Below are 24,769 nucleotides of genomic sequence, written 5' to 3' on the forward strand. Positions count from 1 at the left end.
ACGATGAAAGTGAGTGAACGTGTCGCGCAGCTGCGGACTGCGCGGACACCCTTCGTGCACGCCACCGTCGTGCGTGCTCAGCACCCCACCTCTGCGCGCCCCGGTGACGAGGCCATCCTGCTCTCTGACGGCACGATCGAAGGCTTCGTGGGCGGCCAGTGCGCGCAGAACTCGGTCCGCAAGGCGGCTTTGGGTGTGCTTCAGACGAATGAGAGCGTGCTGCTGCGGGTGCTGCCCGACGGTGATGTGCACTTCCCCGAGGCGCCAGGCTCCTGTGTCGTGGTCAATCCGTGCCTGTCCGGCGGTGCGTTGGAGATTTTCCTGGCTCCAGAGCTCCCGGTTCCGTTGATCGGCATCTGCGGTGCCACCCCGATCGCGGACGCGCTGGCCGATATCTGCGGAGTGCTCGGTTACGAAGTACAACGCGACGATGACGGTGCGGTAGCTGGATCGCCGCCGACGGCAGTGGTGATCGCGACACACGGGGGACCGGAGGCCGAGACGATCATGGCGGCCCTGGAGGCGGGCATCGGGTACATCGGCCTGGTGGGAAGCAAGGTTCGTGGCCGCGCTATCCTCGACCAACTCGAGCTCGACGAAGCCGAGCGATCCCGGGTGCACACCCCAGTCGGTCTGCCTATCGGCGCCAAGACTCCGTCCGAGATCGCGATTTCCATTCTCGCCGAAGTCATCCGCGAGATCCGGATGGAGTCTTTAGCCACTGACTGCCAATCACTACACACGTCTGATGTGGAAGCATGCCACGGTCACAGGTGACCGGTGTCGTGCTGGCTGCGGGTGCATCGCGCAGGCTCGGGACACCTAAACAGCTACTGCCACTTGGTGAGACGACCGTGCTGGGTGCCACTCTCGAGGTTGCGCGCAGCTGTCCGTTCGACCAACTCATCGTCACCCTCGGTGCGGCGGAGGACGATATCCGGAAAGCGGTGCCGCTGGACGGTCTGGACGTCGTGATCGCCGACGACGCGGCATCGGGATGCTCGTCATCCTTACGCACTGCATTGCGTTCGGTTGATCCCCGGGCGAACGGGATCGTGCTGATGCTCGGCGATCAGCCTGGGGTGACACGATCGACGGTGACAAAACTGATCGCATCGGGACGAGACACACCGGTCGCGGTGTGTCGGTACTCCGACGGCATTGGTCACCCGTTCTGGCTGAGCCGTACGACGTTCGACGATCTCGCTCAGCTGCACGGAGACAAGGGCGTGTGGCGGGTGGTGGAATCTGGACGGTTCGATGTGCGACGTGTCGCCATCGACCACCCCATTCCCTCAGACGTCGACACATGGGACGACTACCGGCGGCTGCGGGCTTCGGTGGCCCCATGACCGAATCGTCACCGGTTCTGTTCGACGATGTCGATGACGTGGTCCGTCGTTTTGACGCGCACAACTATCTTCTCGACGACGGTACCGCCTCGGCGATCTACCTCGCCATCACGCTCGGTCGCCCGCTGCTGTTGGAGGGTGAGCCAGGTGTCGGCAAGACAACTGCAGCCAAAACTCTTGCTGCGGTGTTGGATACACCCCTCATACGCCTGCAGTGCTATGAAGGACTGACGGCAAGCGAGGCCTTGTACGACTGGAACTACCAGCGTCAGTTGCTGAGCATCCGACTGGCCGAGGCGCGCAGCGAAGGCCTTGCCGAGGCAGATCTGTATACCGAGAACTATTTGGTGGACCGGCCCATTCTGCAGTGTGTTCGTTACCGTGGCCCACGCACACCGGTGCTGCTCATCGACGAGATCGACCGCGCGGATGACGAATTCGAGGCTCTGCTGCTGGAATTCCTCGGTGAGGCGACGGTCACCGTACCCGAGTTGGGCACGTTTGCTGCCGCCCGCCCACCTGTCAGTGTGCTGACGTCCAACCGCAGTCGGGATCTTCACGATGCGTTGCGCAGGCGCTGCCTTTACCACTGGATCGACTACCCCGAGCCTGCGCGTTCGGTTGCAATTGTGCGCCGCACCGTGCCCGGCGCGACGTCTGCGCTGATAGAACAGGCCACCCAGTTCGTCGGCGATGCACGCGGTCTGGATCTGGACAAGCCGCCAGGTATCGCCGAGACGATCGATTGGGTGGCGGCACTGGTCGCCCTCGAGGTCGCCGACCTGGCCTGTGTCGAGGCCGTGGCCAGCCTCGGCGCGATAGCCAAGACGCCCGATGACCGTGATGCGATCTCGACCGCGTTCGAGGACTACACGAAAGGTTTGTGCCGATGAAGATTGCCAACGAGTTCACCGTCAGTGCACCTGTCGCACAGACCTGGGATGTGCTCACCGACCTCGAGCAGGTGGTTCCGTTGATGCCCGGCGCGCAATTGGTCGGCCAGGAAGGGGACGAATACCTCGGCAAGGTGAAAGTCAAGGTCGGACCGGTCACCAGCGAGTTCAGCGGTAAGGCGCGCTTCGTGGAGCGGGACGGCGACGCGCACCGGGCCGTTGTCAATGCGCGGGGCAAAGAGGCGCGCGGCACGGGCAACGCGGCCGCGACAATCACCCTGTCCGTGCACGATGCCGGTGAGCGCAGTCGTGTCAGCATTGACACCGATCTCAAGATCGTCGGCAAGCTGGCGCAATTCGGCAGCGGGATGCTGCAACAGGTGTCGGAGAAGCTGCTCGGCGAGTTCGTCGACTCGCTGGAGGCACGGTTGGCAGGCGGCCAGGAAAGCGGCGCCGACGCGATTGCGGCCGCACCCAAAGGCAATTCCGTACCGGCGCAGGCCCCACGGCCTGCACAACCGTCGGAACCGGAGCCCATCGATCTGGTGGCACTCGCGGGCGGGGGTGCGTTGAAGAAGTACGCGCCTGCGGTGTTTGGTGTGATCGCGCTGGCCGCAATCGCGTTCATTCTCGGGCGCCTACGGATCGCACGTAGGGGCCGGTGACCACCCCACTCGTGTTCCGCGGCGTCGACCTCGCCGCGTTCGCCGTAGCGTTGGTGGCACGGTTGCGCGCCGGTGGCGTCGTTGTGTCGGCCAGCGGCCCAGCACAATTCGTCGAAGCGCTACACCACCTCTGGCCGGCAACTCGGACACAGTTGTATTGGAATGCCCGCCTGACATTGGTGAACCGCGCCGAGGACCTGGAGGGCTTCGACGCGGTCTTCGAGTCGGTTTTTCTCAACGCGGTACTGGGACTCGACCCACCCGGGCTCAAAAGGAGCCTGGGTACCACGACGGCCGCCGACCCCGGCGTGCCGGGCCGCGATCACCCGATGGCCGAGGGTGGCCTGCCGTGGACCACCTTGCCCAAGTCGATCACCGCCGCCGCCCAGACCCATCGCAGCGACATCGGTGTCCCCGAGCAGTTGCCCAGTCGCATCGTTGCGCGCTCTGACGAACCGTTCGAGCGGTTCGACCCCAGCGATCTGCGGTTGATCGGGGTGTGGCTGGAGCGCGCGGCGGCTCGCTGGCCCCGCCGTCGCAGCCTGCGTAAGGAGTCGAATCCGCACGGCAAGCGGATCGATCTGCGTCGAACCATGAAGTCATCGAGATCGACCGGATGGGAGCCGGTTCGCCTCGCCAGAACGCGCTACCGCACGCGTCCGCGGCGGGTGGTGCTGCTGTGCGATGTCAGCAGGTCGATGCAGCCCTACGCCACGGTCTACCTGCATCTGATGCGCGCGGCGGCCTTGCGCCAGAAGGGGGTCCGGCCCGAAGTGTTCGCGTTCTCGACCTCGCTGACGAGGTTGACGCCGGCACTGTCCCATCGGTCGGCCGAAGTGGCGCTGGCCCGCGCCAACGCCAAGGTCGCCGACCGCTACGGAGGAACACATTTGGGACGCTGCGTCGTCGAATTGCTGTCAACGCGGCACGGCGACGACCTGCGCGGCGCGGTGGTGATCATCGCCTCCGACGGCTGGGACAGCGACCCTCCCGAGGTGTTGGGCGGGGCGATGGCACGGGTGCGCCGTCGGGCGGAAACGGTGGTGTGGCTCAACCCGCGCGCGGCGCACCGCGACTTTGAGCCGCTCGCCGCGTCGATGGCCGCCGCCCTCCCATACTGCGATTTGTTCCTTGCCGCTCATTCGCTGACCGGACTGCGCGACCTGTTTGCGGCGTTGTCCACCCCGAATTCGCGCCGGCTAGCCTGATCTTTGAGCGGACGCCATTACTGTTCTGCTGACGAACAGTCGCGCACTCGTCACAGGAGCGTCCACCGGCCTGGGTGAGCAATTCAGCCACCTTTTCGCCGCCGACGGTATCGATATCGCGATCACGTCGTCACCACGCAGCGCCGTTCGGCTCGAGAAGCTCGCCGAAACGCTACGCACGCGTTATGGCGTTGGTGTACAGACCATCTCGATCGATCTTGCGACTCCCGGCGCCGCTGCGCAGCTGTACGACGCGGTGACTGTCGAGGCGCCGATCGACTACCTGGTCAACAACGCGGCGTTCGGAATCGTCGGCATCCCGCTTCAGCAGTACGCGCAGGGTGACCTGTCGCGGATGGTTCAGGTCAATGTGACCGCACTGGCCGAGTTGACCGAAGCCTGCGTGCGCGACATGGTCGCCCGCGGCTCGGGCCGGATTCTGAATGTCAGCTCCATCTCGGGCTATGTCGTGCCGCATGGTGTCGAGTGCGGCTATGCCGCGTCGAAGGCGTTCGTCGTCAGCTTCTCCGAATGCCTGGCACAGGATCTCAGAGGCACTGGCGTCACGTGCACCCATCTCGCGCCAGGGCCGACGCGCACCGAGTTCTTCGACACCGCGGGCCTCACCGACACCCGTCGGTTGGAGCCGATGATGATGGACGCCGCACCGGTGGCACGAGCGGGATACGAGGCGATGATGGCCGGCAAACCGGCATGCATTCCCGGCGTGGCGAACAAGCTGATGCGGGCGATGATGCGGTTCGCGCCGTCGCGGCGGTTCACAGCTTTGGCGTCGGGTATGGCCGTACGCCGTTGAGGATCAGGCGGTTTCGCCCGCCTCGCGCTTGGCCGCCTTCCGCCGCCGGTACCACTCGATGAACATCGGCAGCACGGAGACCACCACGATCGCGATCACGATCGGCTCGAGGAGGTCCTGGATGATCTCGAACCGGCCGAGCCAGTAGCCGAGCAGTGTCAGCCCGACTCCCCACACGACTGCGCCGAGGACGTTGAAGAACGTGAATGCCGGGTAGCTCATCCGCGCCGCGCCCGCGGTGAGCGGGGCCAGCGTCCGCACAATCGGCACGAACCGCGCGACGACGATGGCGAACGGGCCGCGCTGTTCGAAGAAGGCATGCGCCTCGTCGAGGTAGCGCTGCTTGAGCACCTTGGCATCCGGTTTGAACATCGCCGTGCCGATGTTGCGGCCGATCCAGTAACCGACCTGGCCGCCGAGAATCGCGGCGATCGGGATGAACAACAACAGCTGCCAGAGCTGGAAGTTGATCGGGTCGCCCCCCTCGTCGGCCAGCGCCTGGGTGCCCGCGGCCAGCATGCCCGCCACGAACAGCAGCGAATCGCCAGGTAGGACCGGGAACAGCACACCCGATTCGACGAAGATCACCACCAGCAGGCCCACCAGCGCCCAGCCGCCGAAGTACCCGAGCAGTGTCATCGGGTCCAGGAAGTCCGGCATGAGTGCCAACTGGTCGGCAGCCGCCAGGGCGGAGGTGGTCACAAGGCCCCAAGATACCGGTCGGGCGGCCCCGCACCCGAAACGTCGATGCCAGACGCCCTTTTTGCCCAGCGGCGACGCACAGGCCTCGTTAGTGTCGGGTATGTCCACTCACAAGGCCGTTCAGGTCGCATCCGCAGGTGCATCGTTGACCCTCACGGATGTCGAGACCAGCTCACCGCCGCGGGACCACGTCCGCATCGCCGTCGCGGCCTGTGGCGTGTGCGGCACCGATCAGGGGGTCGTCCATGGCGGCTTCCCCGGTATGACCTGGCCGGTGACACCCGGCCACGAAGTGGCGGGTACGGTCGCCGAGCTCGGCGAGGGTGTCGACAACTTCGCGGTGGGGGACCGGGTCGCGGTGGGGTGGTTCGGGGGCAACTGCAACAAGTGCGTGCCGTGCCGCAAGGGCAAGTTCATGCAGTGCGTCAACTTCGAGGTGCCCAGCCTGGCGTACCCCGGCGGATACGCGGAGTCGCTCGTCGCGCCGGCCACCGCTCTGGCGCGAATCCCGGACGCGCTGTCCTTCGTCGAGGCGGCACCCATGGGCTGTGCGGGTGTGACGACGTTCAACGCGCTTCGGCAGACGGCCGCCGTGGCAGGCGACCTCGTCGCGGTGCTCGGAATCGGCGGGCTCGGCCATCTCGGCGTTCAGTGGGCCAGGGCAATGGGTTTCGAGACCGTCGCGATCGCCCGGGGCGCGGCCAAGGCCGAGGACGCCAAACAGCTTGGCGCACACCATTACATTGATTCGACGGCAGAAGATGTCGCCGGTGCGCTGCAGGACCTGGGCGGTGCGGCAGTCGTGCTTGCCACCGCGGCGAACTCGGCGGCCATCGGCCAGACTGTCGGTGGTCTCGGCCCGGAAGGCGAGCTCATGGTCGTCGGGGTGTCGGCCGACCCGCTGCCGATCAGTCCGGCGGACCTGATTCTGACGGGACGCCGGGTGACCGGCCATCCGTCCGGGACGTCGCGTGACGTCGAGGAGACCATGCACTTCGCCGTGCAATCCGGCGTGCGCGCCTGGGTCGAGGAGCGCCCACTCGTCGACGCCGCCGAGGTGTACGCCGCCATGGAACAGGGTCGGGCCCGTTATCGCGGCGTCTTGACCGTGTGAGGTCGCCGCGTTCCTGAGACAATCGCAGCACGCATTGATCGCCGAGAGGAATCCTCATGCCCATCGCAACACCCGAGGTCTACGCGGAGATGCTGAGCCGGGCCAAGGAGCATTCGTTCGCCTTTCCCGCCATCAACTGCGTGGGATCGGAATCGGTCAACGCGGCCATCAAGGGTTTCGCCGACGCGGGTAGCGACGGCATCATCCAGTTCTCCACCGGAGGCGCCGAGTTCGCCTCGGGTCTCGGCGTCAAGGACATGGTCACGGGAGCGGTCGCGCTCGCCGAGTTCACGCATGTCATCGCCGAGAAGTATCCGATCACGGTGGCCCTGCACACCGACCACTGTCCGAAGGACAAGCTGGACACCTACGTCAGGCCGCTGCTCGCGATCTCGCAGAAGCGGGTCGCCGACGGGGGTAACCCGCTGTTCCAGTCGCACATGTGGGACGGCTCGGCGGTCCCGATCGACGAGAACCTCGAGATCGCACGCGAGCTGCTCAAGGAGGCGTCGGCGGCCAAGATCATCCTCGAGATCGAGATCGGTGTGGTCGGCGGCGAGGAAGACGGTGTGGCCCACGAGATCAACGACAAGCTCTATACGACCCCAGAGGATTTCGAGAAGACCATCGAGGCGCTGGGGGCTGGCGAGCACGGCAAGTATCTGCTCGCCGCGACGTTCGGCAATGTGCACGGGGTCTACAAGCCGGGCAACGTCAAGCTGCGTCCCGAGGTGCTGGCGGAAGGGCAGAAGGTAGCCGCCGCAAAGCTCGGATTACCCAGTGACGCAAAGCCTTTCGACTTCGTCTTCCATGGTGGCTCGGGCTCGCTGAAGTCAGAGATCGAGGATTCGCTGCGGTACGGCGTGGTGAAGATGAACGTCGACACCGACACGCAGTACGCATTCACACGTCCCGTCGCCGGGCACATGTTCACCAACTACGACGGTGTGCTCAAGATCGACGGCGAGGTCGGCAACAAGAAGGCCTATGACCCGCGCAGCTATCTGAAGAAGGCCGAGGCGTCGATGACCGAACGTGTCATCGAGGCGTGCAGAGACCTGCACAGCGCGGGCCGGTCAGTCACAGCCGGCTGAGCCGGCAATTCAGCCTGAGCCGGCTAGCTGGTCGGCGCCTGGCAGATCTTCCACTGGTCGTCGCGGAACTCGAGATCAAGGCTGCGCGTCGACCGGGTCTGTGGGGCGTACGCCATGAAGGTCGTCACGTTGGCCTCGGCATGGTCCCCGTTGACGACCACCTGGTCGACGCTGGCGATGACGGGGTACCGCTTGGCTGCCGCGATGCGGGCGTGGGTATCGCTCCACACGCGGTCGTTGTAGCTGACGTAGGTGTCCCGAACACCGCCGCAGGTGATGGTGCGCAGCGTGGCCAGGTCGCCCTTGGCGATCGCGACGTCGTAGTCCTCGATGGTCTTACGGACCAGGTCCTCCTGAGACACCTTCGGCTCGGAATCGCGGGTCAGCAGGATGGTGCCCAGCACCGCGACGGCCACCAGCGCCGCGATCACCAACAGCACCGCGATCACCCAACCCCAGCTGCGACTCTTCGGCTTCGGAGGTTTGGGTGCATCGCCGCGTGGTGGAATGACTTGCGGTGTAACGCTTTTCACGGCGGGCGCGGCTGCCGTCTCCATCACCTCGGTCGGCGGGTCGAACGGAGTGTCGATGCGTGTCGTCGTGCCCGCGTCGAACGCGGAGGGTGCCGTGTACCGCCGCTCCGGTTCTTCCGGGGCCTCGGTGGAGATCACCTCGGTCACGGGGTCGTGGTCGTGCGCAGCCTCCCCGGCCTGCTCGACGGCCTCGGATTCGTCAGCGGGCTGGCGGTCTGCGGCGTCGGTCGCCTCACCGGTGACCTCATCCGGCTGGTCAGGCCCTTGGGGATTCGACATGGCAGCTGCAGCCCTCCGTTACAACGCTTCGGCCGCAAAGCTTAACCATCCGGGGGAACGGTCGCCGGTAGCCGCACGGCACAATGGGGCCATGACGCGGATGGGTGATCTTCTCGGACCGGATCCGGTCCTGCTTCCAGGTGACCCGGCGGCCGAGGCCGAACTGGCCGCCGACGAAAACCCCGCCATCGTCGCCGCCGCGCATCCGTCGGCATCGATCGCGTGGGCCGCGCTTGCCGAGGATGCACTGGCCGACGACATGGCCATCACGGCGTACGCGTACGCCAGGACGGGCTATCACCGCGGGCTCGATCAGCTGCGGCGCAACGGGTGGAAGGGATTCGGTCCGGTTCCGTACCGCCACGAGCCCAACCGCGGGTTCCTGCGGTGCGTGGCGGCACTGGCGCGCGCCGCGGATCAGATCGGCGAGACTGACGAGTATCAGCGCTGCTTGGATCTGCTTGACGACTGCGATCCCGAGGCCCGCTCGGCGCTCGGACTGAACTGACCGCGGAAGGTCAGGACTCCGCCTCGCACTTGCAGTCGGCGGCGCCCGCCGGCGGTTCGACCTGAACCGTGGCATGGTCCAGGCCGCGCGCCGTGAGCACTGCGCGCGCGTCGTCGAGCACCAGCGCGGCATCCCGCTCGCTGGTCAGGTGCGCGGTCACCATGTCCTTACCGGGTACCAGGGTCCACACGTGCAGGTCGTGGACCTCGGTCACGCCGTCGACCGCGCACAGCGCACTGCGAAGCTCGTCGACGTCGATGTGCGCAGGTGACGTCTCGGACAGGATCCGCAACGCCGCGCGGGCCAGCGTGATGGCGCGCGGCAGCACCCACAGCGCGACGAAGACCGCGACCACGACGTCGGCATAGGGCCACCCCGTCGTCACCGTCACGATGCCGGCGATCAACACCCCAATGCTGCCGACCGTGTCGGCGACGACCTCCATGTACGCGCCCTTGACGGCGAGGCTGCTCTCGGAGTGCGACCGCAGCAGGAGCACGACGACGGCGTTGGCGATCAGCCCGGCCACCGCCACGATGATCATCGGGACGCCCGGGATCTCGGGTGCACTGCCGAGTCGTTCGAAGGCCTCGTACAGGATGAACGCCGCGACCCCCAACAGCAGCACCGCGTTGGCGACGGCGGTGAACACCTCGGCGCGATGCCAGCCGTAGGTGCGCGACGGTGACGCGCTGCCGTGCCGGGCGAGCAGCACCGCGGTCAGACCCATGAACATGGCGACGAGGTCCGTCAGCATGTGGCCGGCGTCGGCCAGCAGTGCGATCGAGTTGATCAACAGTGCCGTCGTCAGTTCGACGATGAAGAACGCCGTCAGGATCGCCGCAGCGATGACCATCCGGCTGACCCGGGCATCCCGCGGGCCGTGATCGTGGCCAGCACCCATGGGGGCAATCTATGCGTAAGCACGCATATGTCGCAAGGGTCTCCTGCTCAGAACCAGGCCGACCAGAACCGGGTCAGGTTGAAGCCGACGCCGATCAACCCGCTGTTCACCCCGGACAGGTCGTAGAACCAACCGACGACCGCGAAGAAGTACTGGCTCAGCGGCGTGGCGATCAGCAGCAACAGGAACACGAAGAACGCCCACGACTTGGCCGGCTCGACTGCGCGCTGGGTCTCCGGGCTCAGGTGCGGTTCCAGTGCGCCGTAGCCGTCCAGACCCGGGATCGGCAGCAGGTTGAGCACCGCACCGGTGATCTGCAGGAATCCGAGGAACGCCACGGCGCCCCAGAACACCAGGTGCGCCGGGTCGTAGAACAGCCGGGCGACAACCAGCAGCACCACGGCAAGCAGCACGTTCATCGCCGGTCCGGCGAGACTGACGATCGACTTCTGCCGCACCGTCATGAACGACGTCCGCACCCACACCGCACCGCCGGGCAGGCCGATGCCGCCGAGCAGGGTGATCAGCACGGGGAAGCCGAGCGACAGCAGAGGGTTGGCGTATTTGAACGGGTTGAGCGTGAGATAGCCGCGCACCGCGATGTCGTGGTCGCCGTAGCGCCACGCCGTGAACGCATGCCCGAACTCGTGCAGGCTCAGCGACACGATCCAGCCCGCGATGACGAAGATGAAGACCCCGGCGTAGGCCAGCGGTGTGCGCTCAGAAGCCGACACCCAGGCCAGCGCACCGCCCACGGCGGTCAAAGCGACGATCGCCAGGAAGACCGGGCTGGGTCGCACCGATGCCCGAGGGTGCAGCGGACGGACGTTCACCTCACGAAAGTACCGCTCACGCGCAGCCAGCCCGTTGTGTGCCGGTAGAACGCCGACCGCCGAACCGGCCGCAGCGCAGGCACTCCGTCGCGGACCACGAGCGCCGAGGTGGTGCCCAGCTGGGCGGCCCGGCCCGCGACCCAGCGCTTCGGGCGCATCCGCGGTGACAGCGCTGTCGCCCGCAGGCCTGGCATGCTCGCGGTCGGCTCGATCCGCACGCCGGTCGCCTCGCCGTGAAACAGCACGGCGTCGTCGACGACGGCCTCACCGCGGATCGTCGTCGCCTCTTCGCCGGGCGGCAGCCAGTGCGCAGCCTTGGTGATCACCGCCCCGGTTTCGTCTCTGATCAGCGGAATCCGCTGCGCGACGCCGGTGCGGGCGCCGCGCGCCTGCCACCACCACCGCACGTGGGCAACCTCCACGTCCAGCCGGTCGGCCCGCAGCAACGTCGTCAGCACGGCAGCCAGATCGGCGTGCGAACCCACCACGATGACGCGACGGCATTCGGTCACCGCATCCGCCGCGATCGTGGGCAGGTCACGCAGTGGGCGGGGCATCCTTCGCCCGCCGACCAGCAACACCACAACGTCAGCTGCGGTCAAGGCGGCTCCTCGGGGTCAGCTGGGATAGGGTGGGTCACCGGCTGGGCTCAACTTTGGCCAGATCAAGCGGGAGAATATGCCATGCCGGCAATCGTGCTCATCGGAGCTCAATGGGGTGACGAGGGCAAAGGAAAGGCCACCGATCTACTCGGCGGCCGCGTGCAGTGGGTTGTGCGCTATCAGGGCGGCAACAACGCCGGCCACACCGTGGTCCTTCCATCGGGCGAGAACTTCGCCCTTCACCTGATCCCGTCGGGCATCCTCACGCCCGGCGTCACGAACGTCATCGGCAACGGCGTCGTCGTGGATCCGGGTGTGCTGCTCACCGAGCTCAAGGGTCTCGAGGAACGCGGGGTGGACACGGAGCGGCTGCTGATCTCGGCCGACGCCCATCTGCTGATGCCGTATCACGTCGCGATCGACAAGGTCGTCGAGCGATACGCGGGCAGCAAGAAGATCGGCACCACCGGCCGCGGCATCGGCCCGTGCTATCAGGACAAGATCGCCCGCATCGGTATCCGGGTGGCCGACGTGCTCGACGAGGGTCAGCTGGCCGAAAAGATCCAAGGCGCACTGGAATTCAAGAACCAGGTGCTGGTCAAGATCTACAACCGCAAGGCGCTCGATCCCGACGAGGTGGTCGAGAACCTGCTGACGCAGGCGGAGGGGTTCAAGCACCGCATCGCCGACGCGCGCTACCTGCTCAACACCGCGCTCGAAAAGGGCGAAACGGTGCTGCTGGAAGGTTCCCAGGGCACCCTGCTCGACGTCGACCACGGCACGTATCCCTTTGTGACGTCGTCGAATCCGACGGCGGGCGGTGCCGCGGTCGGGTCGGGCATCGGACCCACCCGCATCACCACCGTCCTCGGGATCCTCAAGGCCTACACCACCCGTGTCGGCTCGGGTCCGTTCCCCACGGAGCTGTTCGACGAACACGGCGAGTACCTGTCGAAGACGGGCGGCGAGTTCGGCGTGACGACCGGACGACGTCGCCGCTGCGGATGGTTCGACGCCGTCATCGCGCGCTACGCGACTCGGGTCAATGGCATCACCGACTACTTCCTCACCAAGCTGGACGTGCTGTCCAGCCTGGAGACCGTGCCGGTCTGCGTCGGCTACACCGTCGACGGGAAACGTGTTGACGACATGCCGATGACCCAGTCCGACCTGCACCGCGCGGAGCCCATCTACGAGGAATTGCCGGGCTGGTGGGAGGACATTTCCGACGCACGTGAGTTCGACGACCTGCCTGCCAAGGCTCGTGATTATGTGTTGCGGCTGGAAGAGCTTGCCGGAGCCCACGTTTCATGCATCGGGGTGGGTCCCGGCCGGGAGCAGACCATCGTGCGCCGCGACATCCTGGCGGCCAGTACGTGACCGACGATCCGCATCTCGTCGACCCGGAATACGACAAACACGGCGGGTTTCCCGACTACAAGCCCGCCGACCCCGGGCCGGGATTCGGTCGTTTCCTAGCGGCGATGCGGCGCGCGCAGGACCTGGCGATTTCCGCCGACCCCGACACCGACACCTGGGAACAGGCCGCCGACCGTGCCGAGGAACTGGTCAAGTTGCTGGACCCGTTCGAAGCACCGGAGGGTGTCGGTCCGGCCAACCGCGTGCCGTCGCTGCCCGGGGCGGGCAGCCTGCTGATGCCGCCGTACCGAGATGTGCAGCTGAACCCGAACGGGGTCGAGCTCAAGGTGCAGTTCAGCCGCTTCCACGTCGGCGGCAACTACGCCGTCCACGGCGGCGTGCTGCCACTGCTGTTCGACTCGGTGTTCGGCATGGTGATCCACGCCGCAGGCCGGCCGATCAGCCGCACCGCATTCCTGCATGTGGACTACCGCAACGTGACACCGATCGACACCCCGCTGGTGGCACGAGGCTGGCTGCGGGAAGCCGAGGGGCGCAAGGCCTTCGTCAACGCCGAACTGCATAACCATGACGGCACGCTCCTGGCGGAGGCACACGGGCTGATGATCCGATTGCTCCCCGGCCAGCCGTAGAGATGCCACCATGGCCGGGTGACTTCGGATCCGGTCAATCGCCACTTTCGTAATCTGTCGACGCCGCGGGCGGCCGCGGTGGCGGGGGTGTTGTTCGCGCTGTTGTTCGGTACGGCGCTCGTCCTGATCCGCATCTCTCTCCCCGAGGACGCCGCCGCCGGCTCGCAGTGGACCCAAACCGACCACAGCATCAGGATCGCGTCGCTGTTGATGCCGTTCGCGGGCATCGCGTTCCTGTGGTTCATCGGTGTCGTACGCGACGGCTTCGGCGGATATGAGGACAAGTTCTTCTCGTCGGTCTTCATCGGCAGCGGATTGCTGTTCCTGGCAATGGTCTTCGTCTCGTCGGCCGTGGGGACAGCGCTGACCCACAGCGGTGCTGAGGCCGCCGACTTCGGGCGCTGGCTGCTGTTGGCGCTGAGCAAGACCTATGCGCTGCGGATGGCCGCGGTGTTCATGATCTCGCTGGCCACGATCTGGTTGAAGACGGGACTGATGCCGAAGTGGTTGGTCGGAGTGACGTACGCGGTGGCCGTCGTACTCATACTCGCCAGTGAGATCACGATGTGGCTGACGCTGGCGTTTCCGATCTGGGTACTGGTGGTCAGCCTGCTGCTGTTGTCACGGGCGGGCGTCATCGACCTCGAACGCGATGGCCGCTAGTCGATCAACCGCAAAGCCTGTGAGGGGCAGAGCTTTACGGCCTCACGAGCATGGTCCAGCTGGTCGTCGGGTATCTCGTCGACGAGTACCACCACGATGCCGTCGTCGTCCTGATCGAACACCGCGTCGGCAGCCATGACGCAGTTGCCCGCCTGAATGCACACGTCGCGATCGGCTTGCACTCTCATCACCAAGTCACCGCCAATGACCGAAGGCCGTAGATGAAATGGAAGGACCTGAACTGGATGTCGTCGAAATCCTCGGCGAGCGCCAGTGTCGGGAAGCGGCGCAGCAGCGCGGGAAACGCGATCCGCATCTCCATGCGCGCCAGCGGGGCGCCGAGGCAATGGTGCACACCGTGGCCGAACCCCAGGTGTCCCGCCGCGCCGCGTTTGATGTCGAGTAGCTCCGGCGAGTCGATGAAGTCCGGATCTCGGTTGCCGGCAGGCAGCGACACGAACACCAACTCACCCGCCGGAATCCGTACGCCTGCGACCTCGACCTCGGTCGTGGTGATCCGCGGAATGGCGCTGTGCACGATCGACAGCCAGCGCATCAACTCCTCGACAGCCGGCCCGACGGCGTCGGGATCGTCGCGGACCGCCGCGAGCTGATCGGGGTGCCGCAGCAGCGCAAGGGTGCCGAGGCCGAGCATGTTCGACGTGGTCTCATGCCCGGCGAGTAGCAGGAGCCCGGCGATGCCGATGAGGTCGTCGTCGGTGCATTCGACACCGTGCTCGCGGACCAGCATTCCGAGGATGTCATCGCCGGGATGCCTGCGCGCGCGTTCGACCAGCGATGCCATGTAGGCACGACCCTGCCGCTGCAGGTCCATGCGTTCGGCGATCGGCGCCGACAGGTCCAGCTGTCGTGCGCTGCGGCGCTGGAAGTCGTCGCGGTCGTCGTAGGGCACCCCGAGTAACTCGCAGATGACCAGCGACGGGATCGGCAACGCGAAGCTCTCCACCAGATCGACCGGCGGCCCGGCACTTTCCATCGCGTCGAGGTGCTGATCGACGATCTCGACGATGCGTGGTTCCAACCGCTTGATCCGGCGGATGGTGAATTCGGGAGTCAGCATGCGACGCAACCGCTGATGCTCGGGCGGGTCGAGCCCGAGCAGATTGCCGGCCCGCGCGCTCGCCTGCTCCTCCTCGGTCAGTGCGGGAGCTCCGGGCAGGACGAACCCCGGTGGGCGGCCGTTGGAGAACCGCTCGTGGTCCGACAGCACGGCTTTGACGTCTTCGTACCGGGTGACGAGGTAGACGGTCATACCGAACGAGTTGGTGGCGGTGCGGACCCCGTCGGTCTCCCGGATCTCCCGCAGCTCCGGGGTCGGGTCGAACGCGTTGCGCCGCATGTGCAGCGGCAACTGCGGGGCTTGTGTTCCGGAGGCGCCGGTCATCTTTCGAAGCTACCCGCGTCCGACGAACTCCTCGATGAGCTTGGCGACCAGAGGCGGATTCTCCAGCCCGGCGAGATGTGCGACTCCGTCGAGCACCACGAGCTGCGCACCCGGGATGGCCTCGGCCATTGCGGTCGTCTCCGGCAGCGGAAACGTCGCGTCCTCGGCACCAGCCACCACGAGAACGGGCGCGGAGATGTTCGCGAACAGCGAACGCTGGTCGGGCCGGGCAGGCACGACGCTGCGCACCGCCCATGAACATGACGCGATGTCGACGTTCTTGACAGCGTTCCTCACGAACGCGACGACGTCGGGGCGGGTGGCGAAGGTGGTCGGTCCGACGAACGCGTTGAGCACCGACCGCGTCAGCGGGCCACGGATCCCGCCAAGCAGCTTGGCGAGGCGCAGCAGCGCTCCGTACTCGACCTTCTGCCGGGTTCCTGCGGCGGACGCGGTGCAGTTCATCAGCACGGCGCGGCCGATGCGGTCGGGATAGGTGGCGGCGAACGTGCCGCCGATCATGCCGCCCCACGAGTTGCCGATGAAGTGGGTGCGCTGCAATCCGAGGCTGTCGAGGATATCGACGATCACGCGGGCGCAGTCGTCGAAAGTGAATGGCGCAGAAAGCTTCTGGCTGCCTCCGTGGCCGGGCGGATCGACCAGGATGACCTGGTGCGATCCGCTGAAGTGGTCGGCCTGCGCCAACCACATGTCACCGGTCATCAGCAGGCTCGGCCAGAACATCATGGCCTCGCCGGTTCCGCTAGTCCGGATCCGCACCTGTCCGAGCGCGGTGTCGACCGCCTGAGACTGCATTGCGTGCACGGTAGTCCTCGCTCCTTAGAGCGGGCCACCAGATCACCGGACCGATGAGCGTGAACAGTGCCGGGATGATCACCGTCCGCACGACGAACGTGTCCAGCAGGATGCCGAGGCCGACGATGATGCCCACCTGGGTGAGCACGATCAGCGGCAGCACGCCGAGTACGCAGAACACCGCGGCCAGCACGATGCCGGCACTGGTGATGACGGCACCGGTCGCCGACACCGCGCGGATGATGCCGTCGCGGGCGCCGTGTTCGGGAGTCTCCTCGCGGGCGCGGGTGACCAGGAAGATCGTGTAGTCCACCCCGAGCGCCACCAGGAACAGGAACGCGAACAGCGGTGCGGTGTTGTCCAGCGCCGGGAAACCGAACAGGTGCACGCTGGCCCAGCCGCCCAGTCCCAACGCAGCCAGCGCGCTCAGCACCGTCACCGCCACCAGGATCACCGGTGCGAGCGCAGAGCGGAGCAGCACGTAGAGCACCGCCAGCACCACGACCAGGATCGCGGGAATGACGACCAGCCGGTCGTGTTCGGCCGCGGCGCCCGCATCGCGCGCCGATGCGTCGGACCCGCCGACCAACGCGTCCTGGTCGACCGAATGAACCGAAACCCGCAGGGCATCAATGATTTCGAACGCCTTGTCAGACGCTGGCTCGGCGTCGAGGACGACAGACCATTGCGACAGTCCGTCGGGACTCTGCCCCGCAGGAGTCGCCGACACCACGCCTGCGGTGTCGGTGATGGCCGTCTGGATCTCCGCGGCCCTGTTCGTCGGCGCGATGACGCGGGTGGGGTCGGTGAGACCGCCGGGGAAATGCGCGGACAGGGTTTCGTATCCGCTGACAGATTCGGCTTGTACCCGGAACTGTTCGGTCTGCGAGAGACCGATCGGTGTGGTCAGCAGGCCGGTGCACAACAGCGCAAGGCCTGCGATCGATACGACTGCGACGCGGCCCGGTCGCTTCGCCACCGCCGCGGCGATGCGATGCCACACTCCGCTGTCGGTAAGGGGTTTCGCGCCGACCTGGGGGATGAACGGCCAGAACAAGCGCTTGCCGAACAGTGCCAGCAGCGGGGGCAGGACCAGCAGGACGAACACCGCGGCGACCACCAACCCCGATGCGGCCTGCACACCGAGGCTGCGCACGCTCGGCGACGACGCGAACAGCAGCGTCAGCAGCGCGAGCACCACCGTCGCGTTGCTCGCCAGTATCGCCGGGCCCGCCCGCCGCACGGCGAGATTGAGCGCTTCGCGTGGGTCTTCGCCAATGCCGTTGCGGCCCAACTCCTCCCGATATCGCGAGATCAACAGCAGGGCGTAGTTGGTCCCCGCACCGAACACCAGCACGCTGGTGATACCGGATGTCGAGCCGTCGGGGTTGAGTCCGAGCCCGCTGGCGACGGCGGTACCGAGCACCGCGGCGACCCGGTCGGCGAAGCCGATGACCGCCAGCGGCACCAGCCACAACACGGGGGATCGGTACGTGGCGATCAGCAACAGCGCCACCACGGCGGCGGTGACCGCGAGCAGCGTGATGTTGGCCCCCGAGAACGAGTTCGCGATGTCGGCGCCGAACGCGGGCCCGCCGGTGACCTCCGTGCGCAGATCGGCGGGCAACCCCTCGGCGGCGGATTTACGAAGGTCCATCACCGCGTCGGTGAGGGCGAACCCGGACAGATTCGCGTCCAGGGGCACCACCGTCAGCGCGGCCTTACCGTCGGCGGAGACCTGCGTGCGCCATTTCTGCTCGATCGCGGCCAGGTCGGAAGGGGCAAGCTCTGCGCCGTCGTCGCGGGTGATCACGATGATCGCGGGCACCTCGTCACCGCCGGGGAACTGGGCACGGACGGCGTCGGCACGTGCGGATTCGGCGGTATCGGGAACTGGAACGGGGGAACGCTGGCTCGATTCGTCGCCACCCAGCAGCCCCATCAGCGCACCGGACACGGCGACGACCACCAGTGCCAGAACCCAGGAGAGGCGCTTCGACATGACTCCAATATTTCAGATACTTAAATTTTAACCAAATGAAACTTCGCGCCTTATGCTCTACCCGTGCCCGGAGACCGCGAAACCCTGGAGTCGACGATCGCGGCCGACATGCGGGCGATGAACGCCGAGTCCGATCAGATCGGCAGGCACTTCGCGGGCCGACACGATGTCGCGGCCAACGACTTTCGCGCCCTACTGCACGTCATGGTCGCCGAGTCCGCGGGAACCCCGTTGACCGCGGGTGAACTGCGGAAACAGATGGGCATGTCGGGCGCGGCGATCACCTACCTTGTCGAGCGGATGATCGCGTCCGACCATGTGCGACGCGAGTCCGACCCCAGCGACCGACGCAAGGTGATCCTGCGTGTCGCCGATCACGGAATGGCCGTCGCGCGTAGCTTTTTCACACCGTTGGCCGAACAGACTCACCTGGCCCTGGCCGGGCTGTCCGATGACGAGTTGCGGGCCGCACACCGCACCTTCACCGCACTCATCGACGCGATGTCGCAGTTCCGCAGCCAGCTCGACGCTACTTCCGGTTGAGCGTGGCCTCCTCGAGGTCGAGTCCGCGCAGCAACGAGCGCAGCGCCTCGTCGCCGATGTGGCCGGCGTCGCGTTCCTCGATGAACGTTTTGCGTTCGGCGGCAAGCATTTCCAGTCGCAGTCGCCGAAACGCGGCGGTGGGGCTTTCCCCGATCTCCTCGTCATCACGGCCGAGCTGTTCCCACGCGCTGTTGAGCCGCCGGGTATTCCAGGCGCGCAGCACCGCGGCCGCTCGCTCCGGAACGTCGTCGGTCTGCCGGGATTCCGCCAACAGCTCGTCAAGGCGGTCGGAAGCGGCGCGCACCGCACGGTCCTGAGCCCGCACAACGGCGAGCTGATCGCGATACGGATCATCACCCTGTACGTCAAGCACCCGGATCACCCAGGGCAATGTCAATCCATGCAGCAGAAGTGTGCCGACGACTACGACGAACGTGAGGAAAATGAGGTGCGGCCGGCCGGGAAACGCCTCGCCCGACAGTGTCACCAACGGGACACCCGCGGCGGCGGCCAGTGACACCACACCCCGCATCCCCGCCCAGGCCACGACGAACACCTGGGCCGGCGACGGCGCCGATTCGCGTTCCTTCACGCGCCGGGACAACAGGGGCGGCACGTAGGCGAACAGGAAGACCCACACGATCCGGACGCCTATCACCGTCGCGAACACCGCCAGTGACGACCAGATCAGCACCGACGCGGGGATCCCCTCGAGCTCACTGATCACGTCCGGAAGTTGGAGCCCGATCAACATGAACGCGAACGATTCGAGGACCAGCACAACGGCCTGCCACAGCGCGAAGTCCTGCAGCCGGGTCGCATAACCCGCATGCGCCGAGCGTTGGCCCAGGATCAGGGCGGCAACCACCACAGCGATCACCCCGGAACCGTGGATCATTTCCGCGACGAAGAAGATGACGAACGGTGCCACCAGACCGATCGCGCTCTCCACCACGGGATCGTTGAGCCGGGAGCGGATGTAGGCGATCAGGGCGCCGAACCCCATGCCGGCCGCTACGCCGCCGACCGCGGCGAGCGCGAAGGTGTCGACGGCGGAATCCCATGTCGCCGCCGTCCCGACCGCCGCGGCGAGTGCCACCTTGTAGGCGGTCAGCGCCGTCGCGTCATTGAGCAGGCTTTCACCGCCGAGCAGGGTCATGATCCGTCGCGGTAGGCCCAGCCGCCTGCCGATCGCCGTCGCCGACACCGCGTCGGGCGGCGCCACGATCGCTCCGAGGGTCAGTGCGGCCGCGATGGTGAGCTCGGGGACGGTCTTGTATGCGACGAACCCGACCGCGAAGGTCGTCGCGAGCGGAAGCCCGACCGCCAGAAGGCCGATCGGCCGGAGGTTCTTTAGCAGCGCGACATAGCTGCTTTCGTTGCCCGCCGACCACAGCAGCGGGGGCAGGATGACATAAAGCACCAGTTCGGGGTCGAGCTCGACGTCATGCAACAGGGGCAGAGTGCTGGCGACCAGACCCGCGATGACCAGAGCCAGTGGGGCGGAGACGTCGAAGTGGCGGGCGATTGCGGCCAGCAGGATCGACAGCACCAGAACTGCGAGCAGTGATGCACCCACGTCGGAAAGCCTCCTAGGTCGCGATCCGTATCCTTGATCAGCATGCTGAGGAGATCACGTGCGCGCACTGCGAGATCGTCGAGATCGTCCGTGGTCCCCGATACGTGTGAACACCTCGCGGCCACGGTCGATGCCGTCGACCCGGCTCCGCACACGCCCGGACATTGCGAGGACTGCCAGGCGGAGGGTACGGACACCTGGGCACACCTGCGCATGTGCCTCACATGTGGACACATCGGATGCTGCGATTCCAGTCCGCACCAGCACGCCAGTGAACATTTCGCCAGGACCGGCCACCCCGTCATGAGATCGGTGGAGCCGGGCGAGAACTGGCGGTGGTGCTACATCGATGCCCGGCTCGGCTGACGTCTGGCAGGCTGGACGCGCCATGAGTGAAACGACGGACGACGCGACGATCTCCGACGAGTCCTCGCAACCGACGGTGATGCTGCTCGGCTCGGGTGAATTGAGCCGGGAGTTGACCCTGGCCTTCCAGCGACTCGGCGCGGTCGTCATCGCGGTGGATCGCTACGCCGATGCGCCTGCGCAAGGAGTGGCCGATCGGACCGCCGTCGTCAAGATGAACGACGCCGACGCGGTGACCGCACTGATCGAGAAGGAACGGCCGCGCTACGTGGTGTCCGAGGCGAACGTGATCGCCGCCGACGCGCTGATCGCGGTTGCCGAGCGGGGCGACATCGAGGTGTTCCCGACCCCGCGCAGTACCCGGCTGTCGCTCGATCGGGAAGGGCTGCGGCGGCTCGCGGCCGACGAGCTCGGTCTGCCCACCGCTCCGTTCTGGTTCGCAAGCTCTGTCGACGAGCTGACCGCCGTCGCAAACCACGCCGGCTTCCCGCTGGTGGTGAAGCCGATCGCGGCGGCGCCGGGCGAAGGTGAGTCGGTGTTGGTGCGTTCCGAGGACGTCGAGCCGGCCTGGCACCGCGCCATCGCCGCCGGCCGGATTCCGCATAACCGGGTGATGGCCGAGACGGTCGTCGAGGTCGACTTCGAAGTGACGCTGCTGACCATCCGCACCGTAGGGCCGACCGGGCCCGTGGTGCACTTCTGCGAGCCCATCGGCCACCGCCAGCTGGGCGGCGACTCGCTGGAGTCCTGGCAGCCCCAGCAGCTGACACCCGCCGCGCTGGACGCCGCGAAATCCATCGGCGCGCGGATCGTCAATTCGCTGGGCGGACGCGGAGTCTTCGGTGTCGAGGTCCTGGTCCGCGGCGACGAGGTCTACTTCGACAACGTGCGGCCCCGTCCGTACGACAGCGGCTTGGTGACACTGCGCTCACAACGGCTGTCGCAGTTCGAGCTGCACGCGCGCGCGATCCTCGGGTTGGCGGTGGACACCATCATGATCTCGCCGGGTGCCGCGGAGGTCAGCTACGCCGGCGCCGACGCGACCGACAGCCGCGGCGCCGACGTGCGCGCCGTCGTGGCGGAGGCGCTCGCCGTCGCGGAAAGCGATGTCCGCCTGTTCGGCCGGCCGGATGAGACAGAGGCACGGCGTCGGCTCGGTGTGGCACTGGCGACGGCGCCCGACCCGATCATCGCCAGGGACCGGGCCCGCCGGGTATCCGCGGCGCTGCGCAAGCTCTGGTGACCCGTGTCCCTGCCTGAGCCTGGGTCCGACCGGCCCACCGCCATGCCGTTCCTGGCCGCGTTGGCAATCATTGTGATCGTCGTGATCGCAATCGGATTGGTGAATCTGCTCTCCGATGACGAGCTGACGCCAGAGCAGCAGGTCGCCCGTGCGGCGGTTGCGCAGAACGATGCGCTGCAGAAGGAGAATTACGCCGATTTCTGCAGTGCCACCTGCCGGGAGCAGCAGGGCACCGAGGCCGAAGTGATTGCCGGTCAACGTGATTCGAAGGAGAATCAAGGTGCCCGGCGCATCGACGACGTCACGGATGTGGTGATCGACGGCGACCGCGCCACGGCCAAGGTGACCTACACGTTCGACAAGTCGCCGGACGCCAAAACGGAGGTGGAAACGACGTTCGTACGCGAGGACGGGGCTTGGAAGGTCTGTACACCCGTCCCCAGCTAGCTGTGGGAGACTCACGTCCGTGAGCTATGCCGGAGACATCACGCCTGAGGAGGCATGGAAGCTGCTGACCAATGACCCCGAGGCCGTGCTCGTCGACTGTCGCACCGACGCCGAGTGGCGGTTCGTCGGTGTGCCTGACCTGTCGAGCCTCGATCGCGAGGTCGTGTATGTCGAGTGGAACAGTTCGGACGGCAAGCACAACGACAATTTCGTCGAGGAACTCAAGGCTGCCGGTGTCACTCCCGGGGAGCGGCCAGTGGTGTTCCTCTGCCGTTCCGGCAACCGCTCGATCGGGGCCGCCGAGGCCGCGACCGAGGCCGGTATCGCTCCGTCATACAACGTGCTCGACGGGTTCGAAGGACATCTCGACGAGCACAAACATCGTGGGGGCAGCGGTTGGAAAGCCGTCGGCCTGCCGTGGAAGCAGTCATGAGCGAGTCAGAGGTGCCGTCCGTCCGCCAGCCTGCGCAACTGCCTGATGGCGTGAGTCAGGCGACCATCGGCGTGCGCGGGGGCCTGCTGCGGTCGGGCTTCGAGGAGACCGCGGAGGCGATGTACCTGACGTCGGGGTACGTGTACGCCTCAGCTGCCGAGGCGGAGAAGGCCTTCACGGGTGACATCGACCGCTACGTGTACTCCCGCTACGGAAACCCGACGATCTCGATGTTCGAGGAGCGGCTGCGGCTGATCGAAGGCGCGCCCGCATGCTTCGCCACCGCGACCGGGATGGCGGCGGTGTTCACCTCGTTGGGCGCGCTGCTCGCAGCCGGTGACCGGCTGGTGGCGGCGCGCAGCCTGTTCGGGTCGTGCTTCGTGGTGTGCAACGAGATCCTGCCGCGCTGGGGGGTGGAGACGGTGTTCGTCGACGGAGACGACCTGTCGCAGTGGGAAGAGGCCCTCTCGGTCCCCACGAAGGCCGTCTTCTTCGAAACACCGTCGAATCCCATGCAGCAGCTGGTCGACATCTCCGCAGTATGCGAACTCGCCCATGCCGCCGGCGCAAAAGTGGTCCTGGACAACGTGTTTGCCACTCCGATACTGCAGCAGGGCATGCCCCTCGGCGCCGACGTGGTGGTGTATTCAGGCACCAAGCACATCGACGGGCAGGGTCGCGTGCTCGGCGGTGCCATCCTCGGTGACAAGCAGTACATCGACGAACCGGTGCAGAAGCTGATGCGGCACACCGGTCCGGCCCTGAGCCCGTTCAATGCGTGGACTTTGTTGAAGGGTCTGGAGACGCTGGCGATCCGGGTGGAGCACCAGAACGCCTCTGCGCACCGCATCGCGGAGTTCCTCGAAAACCACCCCGCGGTGAGCTGGGTGCGTTACCCGTACCTGGAGTCGCATCCGCAGTACGACCTCGCGAAGCGCCAGATGTCCGGGGGCGGAACGGTTGTCACGTTCGAGCTCAAGGGCGGCACCAAGGAGCGTGCGTTCGAGGTCCTCGACAAGCTGCGCATCGTCGACATCTCCAACAACCTCGGCGACTCCAAGTCGTTGATCACGCATCCGGCCACCACCACACACCGCGCGATGGGTCCGGAGGGCCGCGCGGCCATCGGACTCGGTGACGGCGTGGTGCGAATCTCGGTGGGGCTGGAGGGAACCGAGGACCTCATCGGCGATCTCGACCAGGCGCTGTCGTAGGTATCCCGGGTGTCGCGCAAGTCCCAGGCGAAGCAGGCCCGCCGCAAGAAGCGGCAGGCGGCCCAGAATTCGCGCTGGATTCCGGACCCGGTGCTCGACGCCATGTCGCACGACATCGAGTTGGCAGCCGTCCTGGAACGTCTCGACGAGCGAATCACCGAGCGGGGTTGGGTTTTCGACGAAGAGCTCTCCGATGAGGAGTCGGCGCTCTGGTACTTCATCCCGTCGACAGCCGAGGTGGCCGACGACGGGGAGGTCGTTCCCGTCACGACGATCGTCATGACCCCGGACGACACCGACGTCGTGCACGTCGTGTTCGTCGGCACCTCCGACGACTACCAGCTCGGGCTCGACGAACTCTTCGAGCATCTCGACGTGATCGAGGGCTACCGAATCGGAAACCCGCTGCCGCAGCTCGGCTAGTGTCCTGAGTCATTAATTGACCTTTAGCGGTTAGACTTGGTGGGTGCCGAACCCTGTTGCGCCGGTTGTGCGCTTGACCGAGGATGAGCGTTCTGAGTTGGTGTCGTGGTCGAGGCGGT

Annotated in this window: 29 protein-coding genes; 19 read left to right on the forward strand and 10 right to left on the reverse strand. The window is 66.5% G+C overall.

The window, feature by feature from the left end:
• Positions 1 to 3 precede the first annotated feature (3 nt).
• Genes H7J93_RS22385 through H7J93_RS22410 form a run of 6 tightly spaced genes read left to right on the forward strand, consistent with a single transcriptional unit; the run spans position 4 to position 4,935 of the window.
• Positions 4 to 777: an XdhC family protein gene (locus H7J93_RS22385; RefSeq protein WP_267308494.1), complete on the forward strand. Its 774-nt coding sequence runs from the start codon at positions 4 to 6 to the stop codon at positions 775 to 777.
• Positions 759 to 1,352 carry a nucleotidyltransferase family protein gene (locus H7J93_RS22390; RefSeq protein WP_267308495.1) on the forward strand — a complete coding sequence of 198 codons (594 nt, stop codon included), beginning with the start codon at positions 759 to 761 and terminating at the stop codon, positions 1,350 to 1,352. The genes H7J93_RS22385 and H7J93_RS22390 overlap by 19 nt, the downstream gene beginning before the upstream one ends.
• Complete coding sequence (locus tag H7J93_RS22395) at positions 1,349 to 2,245, forward strand: AAA family ATPase (RefSeq protein ID WP_267308496.1); 897 nt, start codon at positions 1,349 to 1,351, stop codon at positions 2,243 to 2,245. The genes H7J93_RS22390 and H7J93_RS22395 overlap by 4 nt, the downstream gene beginning before the upstream one ends.
• Positions 2,242 to 2,910 (forward strand): SRPBCC family protein, encoded by a 669-nt coding sequence (locus H7J93_RS22400; RefSeq protein WP_267308497.1) that lies wholly within the window; start codon positions 2,242 to 2,244, stop codon positions 2,908 to 2,910. Before H7J93_RS22395 ends, H7J93_RS22400 begins: the two co-directional genes overlap by 4 nt.
• Positions 2,907 to 4,118 carry a vWA domain-containing protein gene (locus tag H7J93_RS22405; RefSeq protein ID WP_267308498.1) on the forward strand — a complete coding sequence of 404 codons (1,212 nt, stop codon included), beginning with the start codon at positions 2,907 to 2,909 and terminating at the stop codon, positions 4,116 to 4,118. Before H7J93_RS22400 ends, H7J93_RS22405 begins: the two co-directional genes overlap by 4 nt.
• A gap of 28 nt (positions 4,119 to 4,146) precedes the next feature.
• The gene (locus H7J93_RS22410; protein ID WP_267308523.1) at positions 4,147 to 4,935 is read left to right on the forward strand and encodes an SDR family NAD(P)-dependent oxidoreductase; all 789 of its coding nucleotides are present in this window, start codon (positions 4,147 to 4,149) and stop codon (positions 4,933 to 4,935) included.
• Between the two features lie 3 nt (positions 4,936 to 4,938).
• On the opposite strand, the gene H7J93_RS22415 is transcribed toward H7J93_RS22410, so the two are convergent.
• The gene (locus tag H7J93_RS22415) at positions 4,939 to 5,595 is read right to left on the reverse strand and encodes a VTT domain-containing protein (protein ID WP_267308524.1); all 657 of its coding nucleotides are present in this window, start codon (positions 5,593 to 5,595) and stop codon (positions 4,939 to 4,941) included.
• Between the two features lie 142 nt (positions 5,596 to 5,737).
• Here H7J93_RS22415 and H7J93_RS22420 point away from each other — a divergent pair, with 142 nt between their 5' ends.
• Together H7J93_RS22420 and fbaA are read left to right on the forward strand one after the other, a co-directional pair.
• The gene (locus H7J93_RS22420) at positions 5,738 to 6,751 is read left to right on the forward strand and encodes an alcohol dehydrogenase catalytic domain-containing protein (RefSeq protein WP_267308499.1); all 1,014 of its coding nucleotides are present in this window, start codon (positions 5,738 to 5,740) and stop codon (positions 6,749 to 6,751) included.
• Between the two features lie 56 nt (positions 6,752 to 6,807).
• A complete protein-coding gene (gene fbaA, locus H7J93_RS22425) occupies positions 6,808 to 7,845 on the forward strand; it encodes a class II fructose-bisphosphate aldolase (RefSeq protein WP_267308500.1) in 1,038 nt (345 codons plus the stop codon).
• Between the two features lie 23 nt (positions 7,846 to 7,868).
• Here the strand turns inward: fbaA and H7J93_RS22430 are convergent, their stop codons facing one another.
• Entirely contained in the window at positions 7,869 to 8,657 is a 789-nt protein-coding gene (locus H7J93_RS22430; protein WP_267308501.1) for an Rv0361 family membrane protein, read from the reverse strand.
• A 91-nt stretch (positions 8,658 to 8,748) separates the two neighbouring features.
• On the opposite strand from H7J93_RS22430, the gene H7J93_RS22435 reads away from it, so the two are divergent.
• The gene (locus H7J93_RS22435; RefSeq protein ID WP_267308502.1) at positions 8,749 to 9,165 is read left to right on the forward strand and encodes a DUF3151 domain-containing protein; all 417 of its coding nucleotides are present in this window, start codon (positions 8,749 to 8,751) and stop codon (positions 9,163 to 9,165) included.
• A gap of 10 nt (positions 9,166 to 9,175) precedes the next feature.
• Here H7J93_RS22435 and H7J93_RS22440 read toward each other — a convergent pair whose 3' ends face one another.
• From H7J93_RS22440 to H7J93_RS22450, 3 genes are read right to left on the reverse strand one after another with little or no spacing between them, the layout of a single operon-like run.
• The gene (locus tag H7J93_RS22440) at positions 9,176 to 10,069 is read right to left on the reverse strand and encodes a cation diffusion facilitator family transporter (protein WP_267308503.1); all 894 of its coding nucleotides are present in this window, start codon (positions 10,067 to 10,069) and stop codon (positions 9,176 to 9,178) included.
• 47 nt (positions 10,070 to 10,116) lie between these two features.
• Positions 10,117 to 10,902: a site-2 protease family protein gene (locus H7J93_RS22445; protein WP_267308504.1), complete on the reverse strand. Its 786-nt coding sequence runs from the start codon at positions 10,900 to 10,902 to the stop codon at positions 10,117 to 10,119.
• A complete protein-coding gene (locus H7J93_RS22450) occupies positions 10,899 to 11,459 on the reverse strand; it encodes a peptidase M50 (RefSeq protein WP_372508002.1) in 561 nt (186 codons plus the stop codon). The genes H7J93_RS22445 and H7J93_RS22450 overlap by 4 nt, the downstream gene beginning before the upstream one ends.
• Before the next feature lie 126 nt (positions 11,460 to 11,585).
• Between H7J93_RS22450 and H7J93_RS22455 the strand changes: the two genes are divergently transcribed.
• From H7J93_RS22455 to H7J93_RS22465, 3 genes are read left to right on the forward strand one after another with little or no spacing between them, the layout of a single operon-like run.
• Complete coding sequence (locus H7J93_RS22455) at positions 11,586 to 12,884, forward strand: adenylosuccinate synthase (protein ID WP_267308506.1); 1,299 nt, start codon at positions 11,586 to 11,588, stop codon at positions 12,882 to 12,884.
• Positions 12,881 to 13,516 carry a PaaI family thioesterase gene (locus H7J93_RS22460; protein WP_267308507.1) on the forward strand — a complete coding sequence of 212 codons (636 nt, stop codon included), beginning with the start codon at positions 12,881 to 12,883 and terminating at the stop codon, positions 13,514 to 13,516. Before H7J93_RS22455 ends, H7J93_RS22460 begins: the two co-directional genes overlap by 4 nt.
• An 18-nt stretch (positions 13,517 to 13,534) precedes the next feature.
• Complete coding sequence (locus tag H7J93_RS22465; RefSeq protein ID WP_267308508.1) at positions 13,535 to 14,179, forward strand: hypothetical protein; 645 nt, start codon at positions 13,535 to 13,537, stop codon at positions 14,177 to 14,179.
• Here H7J93_RS22465 and H7J93_RS22470 read toward each other — a convergent pair.
• The 4 genes from H7J93_RS22470 to H7J93_RS22485 are packed head-to-tail and all read right to left on the reverse strand — an operon-like array spanning position 14,176 to position 18,402.
• Entirely contained in the window at positions 14,176 to 14,367 is a 192-nt protein-coding gene (locus H7J93_RS22470; RefSeq protein ID WP_267308509.1) for a ferredoxin, read from the reverse strand. The two genes, H7J93_RS22465 and H7J93_RS22470, sit on opposite strands and share 4 nt — an antisense overlap.
• On the reverse strand, positions 14,367 to 15,584 hold the full coding sequence (locus H7J93_RS22475; protein WP_267308510.1) for a cytochrome P450: 1,218 nt from the start codon (positions 15,582 to 15,584) through the stop codon (positions 14,367 to 14,369). Before H7J93_RS22475 ends, H7J93_RS22470 begins: the two co-directional genes overlap by 1 nt.
• Before the next feature lie 9 nt (positions 15,585 to 15,593).
• Positions 15,594 to 16,400, reverse strand: a complete 807-nt coding sequence (locus tag H7J93_RS22480; RefSeq protein WP_267308511.1) for an alpha/beta fold hydrolase — start codon at positions 16,398 to 16,400, stop codon at positions 15,594 to 15,596.
• Positions 16,348 to 18,402 (reverse strand): MMPL family transporter, encoded by a 2,055-nt coding sequence (locus H7J93_RS22485; protein WP_267308512.1) that lies wholly within the window; start codon positions 18,400 to 18,402, stop codon positions 16,348 to 16,350. The genes H7J93_RS22480 and H7J93_RS22485 overlap by 53 nt, the downstream gene beginning before the upstream one ends.
• Before the next feature lie 108 nt (positions 18,403 to 18,510).
• Here H7J93_RS22485 and H7J93_RS22490 point away from each other — a divergent pair, with 108 nt between their 5' ends.
• The gene (locus H7J93_RS22490) at positions 18,511 to 18,945 is read left to right on the forward strand and encodes a MarR family winged helix-turn-helix transcriptional regulator (protein WP_267308525.1); all 435 of its coding nucleotides are present in this window, start codon (positions 18,511 to 18,513) and stop codon (positions 18,943 to 18,945) included.
• Here the strand turns inward: H7J93_RS22490 and H7J93_RS22495 are convergent.
• A complete protein-coding gene (locus H7J93_RS22495; RefSeq protein ID WP_267308513.1) occupies positions 18,932 to 20,524 on the reverse strand; it encodes a Na+/H+ antiporter in 1,593 nt (530 codons plus the stop codon). The genes H7J93_RS22490 and H7J93_RS22495 overlap by 14 nt on opposite strands.
• A gap of 42 nt (positions 20,525 to 20,566) precedes the next feature.
• Here H7J93_RS22495 and H7J93_RS22500 point away from each other — a divergent pair, with 42 nt between their 5' ends.
• The 6 genes from H7J93_RS22500 to H7J93_RS22525 are packed head-to-tail and all read left to right on the forward strand — an operon-like array spanning position 20,567 to position 24,650.
• Entirely contained in the window at positions 20,567 to 20,890 is a 324-nt protein-coding gene (locus H7J93_RS22500) for a UBP-type zinc finger domain-containing protein (protein ID WP_267308514.1), read from the forward strand.
• Between the two features lie 22 nt (positions 20,891 to 20,912).
• Positions 20,913 to 22,133, forward strand: a complete 1,221-nt coding sequence (gene purT, locus H7J93_RS22505; protein ID WP_267308515.1) for a formate-dependent phosphoribosylglycinamide formyltransferase — start codon at positions 20,913 to 20,915, stop codon at positions 22,131 to 22,133.
• Between the two features lie 42 nt (positions 22,134 to 22,175).
• Complete coding sequence (locus tag H7J93_RS22510; RefSeq protein ID WP_372508000.1) at positions 22,176 to 22,580, forward strand: Rv0361 family membrane protein; 405 nt, start codon at positions 22,176 to 22,178, stop codon at positions 22,578 to 22,580.
• 19 nt (positions 22,581 to 22,599) lie between these two features.
• Entirely contained in the window at positions 22,600 to 23,013 is a 414-nt protein-coding gene (locus H7J93_RS22515; protein ID WP_267308516.1) for a rhodanese-like domain-containing protein, read from the forward strand.
• Positions 23,010 to 24,227: an O-succinylhomoserine sulfhydrylase gene (locus H7J93_RS22520; protein ID WP_267308517.1), complete on the forward strand. Its 1,218-nt coding sequence runs from the start codon at positions 23,010 to 23,012 to the stop codon at positions 24,225 to 24,227. Before H7J93_RS22515 ends, H7J93_RS22520 begins: the two co-directional genes overlap by 4 nt.
• Before the next feature lie 9 nt (positions 24,228 to 24,236).
• The gene (locus H7J93_RS22525; protein ID WP_267308518.1) at positions 24,237 to 24,650 is read left to right on the forward strand and encodes a hypothetical protein; all 414 of its coding nucleotides are present in this window, start codon (positions 24,237 to 24,239) and stop codon (positions 24,648 to 24,650) included.
• Positions 24,651 to 24,769: the final 119 nt, after the last annotated feature.

It is taken from the genome of Mycobacterium barrassiae, assembly GCF_025822765.1.
In the GTDB taxonomy this organism is placed as follows: Bacteria; Actinomycetota; Actinomycetes; order Mycobacteriales; family Mycobacteriaceae; genus Mycobacterium; species Mycobacterium barrassiae.